This is a genomic window from Phenylobacterium sp. (genome assembly GCF_044236515.1).
Lineage (GTDB): Bacteria > Pseudomonadota > Alphaproteobacteria > Caulobacterales > Caulobacteraceae > Phenylobacterium.
The window spans coordinates 1-8,974 of sequence record NZ_JBIIGK010000121.1; the positions used below are offsets into that span (position 1 = coordinate 1).

Annotated in this window: 7 protein-coding genes; 3 read left to right on the plus strand and 4 right to left on the minus strand. The window is 72.0% G+C overall.

The features are described from left to right. Positions 1-235: shikimate kinase (locus ACILRF_RS11975; protein WP_395673169.1), on the minus strand; the 235-nt coding region annotated here is incomplete at its 3' end. A gap of 113 nt (positions 236-348) precedes the next feature. Here ACILRF_RS11975 and ACILRF_RS11980 point away from each other — a divergent pair. Both ACILRF_RS11980 and ACILRF_RS11985 read left to right on the plus strand, forming a co-directional pair. Then, the gene (locus ACILRF_RS11980) at positions 349-1,545 is read left to right on the plus strand and encodes a hypothetical protein (protein ID WP_395673171.1); all 1,197 of its coding nucleotides are present in this window, start codon (positions 349-351) and stop codon (positions 1,543-1,545) included. Then, entirely contained in the window at positions 1,542-2,468 is a 927-nt protein-coding gene (locus ACILRF_RS11985; protein WP_395673173.1) for a site-specific tyrosine recombinase XerD, read from the plus strand. Before ACILRF_RS11980 ends, ACILRF_RS11985 begins: the two co-directional genes overlap by 4 nt. A gap of 85 nt (positions 2,469-2,553) precedes the next feature. Here ACILRF_RS11985 and ACILRF_RS11990 read toward each other — a convergent pair whose 3' ends face one another. Beyond that, positions 2,554-3,312, minus strand: coding sequence for a hypothetical protein (locus ACILRF_RS11990; protein WP_395673175.1), 759 nt, complete (start codon positions 3,310-3,312; stop codon positions 2,554-2,556). Positions 3,313-3,556: 244 nt separating this feature from the next. Here ACILRF_RS11990 and ACILRF_RS11995 point away from each other — a divergent pair, with 244 nt between their 5' ends. Continuing rightward, positions 3,557-4,519, plus strand: coding sequence for an acetyl-CoA carboxylase carboxyltransferase subunit alpha (locus ACILRF_RS11995; RefSeq protein ID WP_395673177.1), 963 nt, complete (start codon positions 3,557-3,559; stop codon positions 4,517-4,519). Between the two features lie 98 nt (positions 4,520-4,617). Here the strand turns inward: ACILRF_RS11995 and ACILRF_RS12000 are convergent, their stop codons facing one another. Both ACILRF_RS12000 and ACILRF_RS12005 read right to left on the minus strand, forming a co-directional pair. Further along, the gene (locus ACILRF_RS12000; RefSeq protein ID WP_395673179.1) at positions 4,618-7,683 is read right to left on the minus strand and encodes a TonB-dependent receptor domain-containing protein; all 3,066 of its coding nucleotides are present in this window, start codon (positions 7,681-7,683) and stop codon (positions 4,618-4,620) included. Positions 7,684-7,852: 169 nt separating this feature from the next. Beyond that, positions 7,853-8,863 carry a beta-eliminating lyase-related protein gene (locus tag ACILRF_RS12005; RefSeq protein WP_395673181.1) on the minus strand — a complete coding sequence of 337 codons (1,011 nt, stop codon included), beginning with the start codon at positions 8,861-8,863 and terminating at the stop codon, positions 7,853-7,855. Between the last annotated feature and the right edge of the window lie 111 nt (positions 8,864-8,974).

Here is an 8,974-nt window from a genome sequence, read left to right on the forward strand (position 1 = left end):
GCTCGTCCAGCAGGCGGGCGATGACCCGGCGCTCGCCCTCGCGGAAGGCGGCCTCGCCCATCTCGGCGAAGATGTCGGAGACCGAGCGGCCGGCGGCGGTCTCGACCTCGGTGTCGGCGTCGCGGAAGGGCAAGTCCAGCGTCGCGGCGAGGCGTCGGCCGACGCTCGATTTTCCCACCCCCATCAGGCCGACGAGGGCGATGGTGCGGCGACGCAGCGGTAGGTAGCGGTCCATGGACGGCGCAGGCTTACACGACGTGAGCGGTTCGCGCCAAGCGTCGGGCCACGCTTTGCGGCCGGGCCTCTGGGGGTGGTGGCAGTCTCGTCCGGCTTGGTTATGGTGCGGGGATGGTCCGCCTTTCCCTCGCGTTGGCGCTCGCCGCCGCCCTGAACGTCGCGCCTGCGGTGGCGCAAGAGGTGGAGGTGCAGCCGCTGGCGGCGCCGGACTCCTTCTCCATCCCGGCGCGCGAGACCGGCCTTTCCGCGAGCCTGTGGCGCGGGACGGCGGTGGAGACGCTGCGGACGGTGTTGCCGCTGATCGCGGGCAAGCCGCTGTCGCCCGCGGCCCAGGCGCTGGCGCGGCGGGTGCTGGCGACGGGGGCGCCGGGTCCGGAGGGCTCGGCCGATCCGGCCCTGCTCGGCGCCCGGGCGCAGGCGCTGCTGGCGCTTGGCGACGTCAAGGCGGCGGCGGCGGTGCTGGAGCGGGCGAGCGGTCTGGAGCGCAACGCCGAGCTGTCGCGGGCCGCCGCCGAGACGGCGCTGCTGACCGGCCAGGACGCCCGGGCCTGTGCGCTGGCCGAGGGCCTGGCGGTCGGGCGCGAGGACATCTACTGGCTGCGGCTGCGGGCGTTCTGTCAGGCGGCGGCGGGACAGACGGCGCAGGCGCAGCTGACCTTCGATCTGGCGCAGGCGCAGGCGCGCGACGCGGTGTTCGGGCGGCTGATGAGCGCCAGGCTGTCGGGCGCGGCGCCCGGCGCGCCGTCGCTGCGCAACGGTCTCGACTACGCCCTGTCGCGGGCGCTGGAGCTGGACGTCACGGGCACGACGCCGTCCCCGGCGGTGGCGGCCGCCTTCTCCGATGCGCCGCCGGCCGAGCCGGTGTTCGAGATCGCCGCCGCCGGACCGGCGGTCGCCGGGCTCGCGGGGACGCTGGCGACCGGCGACGCGCTGTCGGACGACGGGGTGTCGGCGCTGATCGCAGCGGCGGCGGAGGCTGACGCCAAGAGCCGGCCGCGCTTGCAGAGCCAGGCGGTCCTGATCGCGGCGCTGAAGCCGGAGCTGACCCCGGCGGACCGGCGGCGGCTGGCGGGGTTCGCGGTGGCCGAAGGCAAGGCGCCGGCCGGGCGCAGCCTGGCGCTGGCCGATGCGGCGCAACGCGGGCTGGCGGGCGAGACGGCGCTGCTGGCGCTATGGACGGCCGCCGAGAGCGGCGCGGCGGGGCCGGCGGTGGCCGACCGGGCCCGGATCGCCCGCGCCCTGGCCGCCGCCGGGCTGATGGCCGACGCGCGCGCCTTCGTGCTGGAAGGCCTCGCGGGGCTGAAATGAGCCCTCCGCCATCGAGGTCGGGGTTTGGCTGGGCCGAGGCCTTCCTGGAGATGATGTCCGCCGAGCGGGCGGCGGCGAAGAACACGCTGACGGCCTACGCCAAGGACCTCGAGGACGCCTCGGGCTTTCTCGCCCATCGGGGGCGGGACCTCGCGGACGCCGCGGCAGAGGACGTGGAGGCCTATTTCGTGGCTCTGGGCGCACGCGGCCTGGCGCCCGCGACCGCGGCCCGGCGGCGCTCGGCGGTGCGGCAGTTCTATCGGTTCGTACTCGGCGAGGGTTGGCGCGAAGACGACCCGTCCCGCCGCGTCGAGGCGCCGCGCAAGGGACGGCGTCTACCCAAGGTGCTGAGCCGCCAGGAGATGGACCGGCTGATCGCCGCGGCAGGAGCGCGGGACGGGGCGCAAGGGCTGCGACTCGCCTGCATGATCGAGCTGGCCTATGCGGCGGGGCTGCGGATCTCGGAGCTGACCGGGCTGTCGCTGGCGGCGCTGGCGCGTGATCCCGCCTACCTCATCGTGCGCGGCAAGGGCGGCAAGGAGCGGCTGGCGCCGTTGAACGACGCGGCGCGAGCGGCGGTGAAGGCCTATCTGGCGGTCCGGCCGGCCTTCCTGCCGAAGGGCGACAAGGCCAACCCGTGGCTGTTTCCGTCGCGCGGCAAGGGCGGCCGTCTGACGCCGCGAAGGTTCGGCCAGTTGCTGGATGCGGCGGCGGCGGACGCCGGCGTTGATCCGGAGCGGGTCAGCCCGCACGTGCTGCGGCACGCGTTCGCGACGCACCTGCTGGAAGGCGGCGCCGACCTGAGGGTCGTGCAGACCCTGCTGGGCCACGCCGACATCGCCACGACGCAGATCTACACCCACGTGGCGGGGGATCGGCTGCGCGAGGTCGTGGCGACGAAACATCCGCTGGCGAAGAAGTAGGCGTGCGCGCCGGCGGCATCGGGAAGGCAAACGAAAAAGGCCGCCGGAGGGCTCCGGCGGCCTTCTTTTGGGTCAGGCCGAAGCCTCAGCCGAAGCGGTAGCGACCGTCAGCGTCCGGGCAGACCCGGACGTAGCGGTAGTCACGCCCGGCGTCGTCGATCGGCGCCGGGGCCAGGCGGCAGCGCTGGCGGTTGTAGTAGTCGTAGCGGCCGGTGCCGAAGCCCGAGGCTTCGCGGTACGGGATGGTCTCGCTGTAGGCGACGTACGGGCCGCGGCTGTCGCACTTGTAGCGGTCGTTGGCCCGGCCGACGCCGGCGCCGATCGCGCCGCCGACCACGCCGCCGAGGACGGCGCCCTCGGTGCGGGCGTTACGCGCCGCGACGTTCGAGCCGAGCACGGCGCCGGCCAGGGCGCCAATCACGCCGGCGGCGACCGTCGAGTTGTTGTTGCAGCGGACGCCTGAGGCGTAGCTGGCGTTGGAGCCGTAGTAACCGGCCGACGGAGCGCTGGCGTAATAGTCGTTGTCCCACACGGGGCGGGCGTAGCGACGGGCGTAGGCGCCGTAACCGTAGCGAGCGTCGTAGCGCGCGCGCTCGCGCTCCCAGTCGGCCAGGCGACGTTCGTACTGGCGGCGGGCGTCGGCGTAGTCGGTGCGCGAGTTGTTGTAGTCGCGGCGGGCCTCGCGATAGGCCTCGCGGCTGTCCTCGTACTGGTAGCGCTGGCTTTCGTAATCGCGCTGGGCGCGTTCGTAGTCCGGGGTCGGGCGGTAATATTGGGCGGCGGCCGGCGAAACGGTCGCCAGGGCCAGCACCGAAGCCATCCCGATCTTAAGGGGGGCGTTCATGTTTTCTGCTCCATCTCTCCTAGACCGCGGGGCTGTGTCATGGCGTCCGCGGATCGGTGGCGAGGGCGCGCCTGGGTCCGTCTCGCACCCCCCGTTGCGACGCGGGCTCGACGACCTCGGGCTAACAAACGAGGCTCGGCGCCGGAGGTTGCACGCGCCGTCGCGCTCCAGGCTCAGCCGTACTTGTGGCGGCAGGTGAACCCGCCTAATTTCCGCCGCTTGTTCGTTCCGGCAGGGGAGCCGAATGGCTGCGCATTACCTCGAGTTCGAGCGTCCGATCGCCGACCTCGAAGCCAAGATCGAAGAGCTCTCCAAGCTGTCGGAGACGGCCGGTCCCGGTGCGTTCGACGCCGAGATCGACGCCCTGCGCACGCGCGCCCAGGACATGCGACGGGAGGCCTACGCCAACCTCGACCCCTGGCAGAAGACCCAGGTCGCCCGACACCCCGATCGGCCGCACTTCGTCGACTATTGCGCCGGGCTGATCGAAGAGTTCCAGGAGCTGCGCGGCGACCGCCGGTTCGGCGACGACCAGGCGATCATCGGCGGCCTCGGCCGATTCCGCGGTCGTCCGGTGGCGGTGCTCGGCCACGAGAAGGGCCGCGATACGGTCAGCCGGGTGAAGCACAACTTCGGCTACGGCCGACCGGAAGGCTACCGCAAGGCGATCCGGCTGATGGAACTGGCCGAACGGTTCAAGTTGCCGGTCGTCAGCTTCGTCGACACTGCAGGGGCCTATCCGGGCATCGCCAGCGAGGAGCGCGGCGTGGCCGAGGCCATCGCGCGATCGACCGAGGCGTGCCTGATGCTGGGCGTGCCGAACATCGCCATCGTCACCGGGGAGGGCGGCTCGGGCGGGGCGATCGCCATCGCCGGCGCCAACCGGGTGCTGATACTGGAGCATGCCATCTATTCGGTGATCGCGCCCGAGGGGGCGAACTCGATCCTCTGGCGCGGGGCGCGCACCGGCGCCGACGCGGCCAAGGCGATGAAGATCACCGCCCAGGACCTGCTGGGCATGAAGATCGTCGATCGGATCATTCCGGAGCCGCCCGGCGGCGCCCACTCTGCCCCGGATGCGGCTATCGCCGCGGTCGGCGACGTGCTGGAAGAGGAGCTGGCGGCGCTCGATCCGCTGGGTCCGGACGAGCTCAAGCGCCGCCGGGCGGACCGCTTCTACGCCATCGGCCGGACCGGGCTGCAGTAAGCGTAACCTCCGCCCCAGGGGGATCACGAACCGCGAGGGCGTTGAGGGGCGGAAGTCTGCGCCCCGCAGCCCCCCTCGCCCGCCTCGCGGGCGCTCCCCTAGAACCGCGCGGTGAGGCCGACCTGGTAGTAGCGGCCGAGCACGTCGTAGGTGCCAGCCGAGGCGCCGGCGTCGGGCGTGGTGGCGCCGTAGGGCGGCTCGACGTTGAAGAGGTTGCGGACTGCGAAGCGCGCCTTCACCCCCTTGAGCGGGGTTCCGCCGGTGAAGCGGTCGAGGGCGACGGCGCCGGCGATGTCGTGGACCATGTAGTCGTCGACGGTCAGCGGGTAGCGGGTCTCGAACACGTAGTCGTTGTTGTACCGCGAGCGGTCGATCCAGGTGGTCGCCCAAACCAGCGACACCGGCTCGCGGTCGTAGCCGATCTCGGTCCGCCAGCGCCACTTGGGCGCGCCGATCTCGCCCTGATCGGTGTTGAGGTCATAGCCTGTGATCGATGTGGCCAGCCGCTGGACGTGCGTCAGCTGGAAATCGACGTCGAGGCGGCCCGGATCGCCGCCCCAGAGGTTGCGCAGGGCGCCGCCGAGCAGGTCCTCGACCGGCGAGCCGTAGCGGGCGGCGGCGGTGAAGCCTTCGAAGTCGACATAGCCGGCGTTGACGAAGCCGGTCGCGGGACCGGCGGCGGGGCCGGCGGCGGTCACCTCGCCGGTCTGCAGCACCTGGCCGCGGCGGTTGGCGGCGAGGGTCGCGCCGCCGCGCTGGAAACGGCTGCAGGCGTCGGGATTGCCGCCTGGGGTGTCGTAGCAGGCCTGCAGGATGTTGGTCAGGCTGAAGGCGGTAATGGCGTCGGTCAGCCGGACGTCCGTCCAGTCGAAGCTGAGCGTCAGACCCGGAAGCTGGGCGGGCGTGTAGACGACGCCGGCCGACCATTGCCGGGCGGTCTCGTTCTGAAGATCAGGATCGCCGGAGACCGTGCCGGCGATGGTGGTCGCCTGGCCGGTCAGCTGGAAGTTGGCCGGCAGGCCCGCGGCCTGGAAGGCCGCCTGGCAATTGGCGGCGCGGGTCGCGGGATTGGGGCCAAGGCCGATGTTGCGCGCGTCACAGGGATCGACCGTGCCGCTGATGAAGGCGGTGGCGCGCGGCAGGAACAGCTCGGTCACCGCCGGGGCTCGGAACGAGCGGCCCTTCTGAGCGCGGAAGGTCAGGTCGCGCACCGGCCGCCAGCGGCCACCGTAGGTCCAGGCCCGGTCGTTGCCGGAGCGTGAATGGTCGATGACGCGGTAGGCCGCCTCGATCTCCAGCGCCTCGGCCAGCGGGAAGGCGAAGTCCCCGCCAAGCAGGGGGACGCGCGTCTCGATGTAAGCCTCGCGGGTGTCGTACTTGCCGCTGACGGCGCTGATCGCCGCCTGGCGGCCGACGCCGCGTTCCTGGGCGTCGTTGGGATTGAGGTCGGACTTTTCGTAGCGGGCCTCGAAGCCGCCGGCGATGCGCCAGGGCCCGGCCGGCAGTTGCGCGACGTCGAGGCCGGCGTTCCCCTGGTAGATGGTCTGCAGGAGTTTGAAGTCCGAGCGGAACAGCGTGCCGATCCAGGCGATCGCAGCGTCGCTGGGCGCGCCCTCGCCGAAGAGGTTCAGCGGCACGCAGCCGGCGGCGCGGGCCGCCGGGTCTCGGCAGACGATGGCCCCGGACGCGTCGCGGGTGACGTTCACCGCCTGGGCGAAGCGCGACTGGACGATGTTCGGCTGTTCGAAATGGCCGTCGGCCTGGGCCTGGCTGAACGACAGGTTCCAGAAGCCCTGGCGGCCAGAGAGCTCAAAGTCGCCTTCGAGGCCGACGAGGCCGCGCCAGGTCTCGGTCTCCGACGAGGTGCGGTTCGGACCGAGCTCGGGCGAGGCGCGGCTGAGGAGGAAGATGACATCGCCTGGCGAGTTCGGGTCCGGCGTCAGGGCGACAGGCTGGGCGAGGATCGCCGCGCGGCTGGCGGCCGGCAGGAACGGGTTGGCCGTCGACATCGTCAGCTGGGCCGAGGTCCCGGTGAACAGCGGGGCGTTGAAGATCGGCTGGTTGTAGGGCTCGACGGCCTCGGCGCGTGCGTAGAACAGCTCGGCGCGGGCGCGGACCCGATCGGTGATGTCGTAGGTCGCAAATCCGGTGGCCACATGCCGTTTCACCGGCGTCACCAGGGTGGTCAGCGGGGCGGTGTCGAGGCCCTGGCCGCCGGCGGCGATCGACGGCTGATAAGCGACGCCGGGGTCATAGGGGATCAAAGCGCCGCCGGGGCCGAACTGGGCCGGGACGCGGACGCCGCCGACGACGATGGTCAGCGGTTGGATGGCGCCGCCGGCGACGCGGAACGGCAGGCCGCCGAGGGTGATCTCCGGCAGGCGGCGGTTCTCGATCAGGATCGAGCCGGGAATGTTGTCGCTGGACGAGCGGTTGGCCGGGTTGGCGGCGAACACCAGGCTGCGGTTCCCCGCCTTGCGGTCGGCGAAGGAGAGGGCGGCGTTCTGGCTGTATTCGTAGCTGCCCATCAAATGCAGGCGGTCGCCGGCGAAGCTGCGGCCGGCGGTGAGGCGGGCGCGCCAGTCGTCGTAGCCGCCGGCAGACCAGCCGTAGCGGCCGTCGAGCTCGACGCCGTCGAAGCGGTCCTTGAGGATCACGTTGACGACGCCGGCGATGGCGTCGGAGCCGTAGACGGCCGATCCGCCGGCCTGGATCACCTCGACCCGGTCGATCAGGGCGGTGGGCAGGGTGTTGAGGTCGACCTGGCCGCCAGCCGAGGCGCCGCTGAAGATCGACGCCGGATTGCCGCCGACGAAGCGCCGGCCGTTGACCAGCACCAGGGTGCGGTTGGTGCCGAGGTTGTTCAGGTTGACGAAGTTGCGGCCGGCGCCGAACAGGCCCTGGTCGCTGATCGGGCTGACCGGCACGCCCATGGCCGGAATGTCGTTGAGGGCGTCGGCCAGGTTGGTGAAGCCGCGGGCGTCGATGCGGGCGGCGGTCAGGGTCTGGAGCGGGGCGAGGGCGTCCTGCTCGGCGCGGGGAATGCGCGAACCGGTGACGACCACCTCGGTGATTTCCTGGGCGGCCGCCCGGCCGGCGCCGAGGAACGCCACACCGCAAGCCGTCGCCATCAGGACGCGCCGCAGCGTCGAGTTCGCGTTCATCATGAAGGCTCCCGCGTCAAGAAATGGGATGCCGGCGTGAACGGGGTCTTTCGCCCCATGCGCCACGCCGCACATACTCATAGAAAATGGTTGACGAAATCGTCTGCGATCACGGTGGATCGTCCGGGCGCAGCCTATTTCACGCCTAGCTTAACCTTAGGTGAAGCCCCTAGGCGAGATCGCACAACGTCGCGGTAAACTCGTCGACAGCTTCGGCCGTGGTGGCCCACGAGCACATGAAGCGGACCGAGCCGTCGAGGAAGCGGTAAACGGCCCAGCCGAGCGCCTGCAGCCGCTGCAGCCGCGCCTCATCCATCTGCACGAAGACGGCGTTGGCCTCGACCGGGTGGGTGACGGGGAAGGGCTGGGCGGCCGCCAAGCGGCGGGCCATGGCGTTGGCGTGGGCGGCGCGGGTCACGAAGGCGCCGGTCTGCAGCATGCCAACGAAGGGCGCGGCGTAGAACCGGCCCTTGGAGGGCAGCTGGCCTGCCTGTTTCAGCCGCGCGTCGAAGCGGCCGGCGAGGTCGCGGTCGAAGATCGCGATCGCTTCGGTGGGCGGCATGCCCGCCTTCGTCCCACCGATGACAGCGACGTCGACGCCGAGCCGGCCGATCTGCTTCAGGTCGAAGCCGGCCGCGGCGGCGTTGGCGAGGCGCGCGCCGTCGAGGTGGACGCGGCAGCCCCCGGACCTGGCCGGGGCAGTGAGCGCGGCGAGCTGGTCGGGCGTGTAGACGGCGCCGTATTCGGTGGCGTTGGCCAGCGACAGGGCGGCCGGGGACTGGCGGTGCGAGACTTCGGGCCGCTCGAGGGCCGCCCCGAGCGCCGCCGGATCGATCCGGCCCGAGACCCCAGGCAGGGGGATCAGGCCGAGGCCGTGGCCGAAGAAGCCGGGAGCGCCGGTCTCGTCCGTGCAGACGTGGGCGTGTTCGTGGGCCAGAACCGCCTCGAACGGGCGGCAGAGGGTGGCCAGGGCGAGGGCGTTGGCGGCGGTGCCGGAGGCGACGAAGCGGATCTCGGCGTCGGCGTCCAACAGCGTCCGGACCAGGTCGGCGGCCTGCCGTGTCGTCTCGTCGGCCCCGTAGCCGGCGGCGAAGCCGCCGTTGGCGTGGGCCAGGGCAGCCATCGCTTCCGGCGCCGCAGAGGCGCTGTTATCGGACGCGAAGTCGTAGCGGAGGTTCATTTCGCCGCCGACTTCAGGCCCTTTTCGAGCGTGACGCCGAACCCCCGGTGCAGGTGACGGGCGGCGCCGGGCGGCAGCTTGCCGGCCATCTCCAGAACCACCAGCCCATGG

Coding starts and splice junctions, on each gene's coding strand:
- ACILRF_RS11980 (WP_395673171.1), top strand. CDS start 349: ATGGTCCGCCTTTCCCTCGCGTTGGCGCTCGCCGCCGCCCTGAACGTC.
- ACILRF_RS11985 (WP_395673173.1), top strand. CDS start 1,542: ATGAGCCCTCCGCCATCGAGGTCGGGGTTTGGCTGGGCCGAGGCCTTC.
- ACILRF_RS11990 (WP_395673175.1), bottom strand. CDS start 3,312: ATGAACGCCCCCCTTAAGATCGGGATGGCTTCGGTGCTGGCCCTGGCG.
- ACILRF_RS11995 (WP_395673177.1), top strand. CDS start 3,557: ATGGCTGCGCATTACCTCGAGTTCGAGCGTCCGATCGCCGACCTCGAA.
- ACILRF_RS12000 (WP_395673179.1), bottom strand. CDS start 7,683: ATGAACGCGAACTCGACGCTGCGGCGCGTCCTGATGGCGACGGCTTGC.
- ACILRF_RS12005 (WP_395673181.1), bottom strand. CDS start 8,863: ATGAACCTCCGCTACGACTTCGCGTCCGATAACAGCGCCTCTGCGGCG.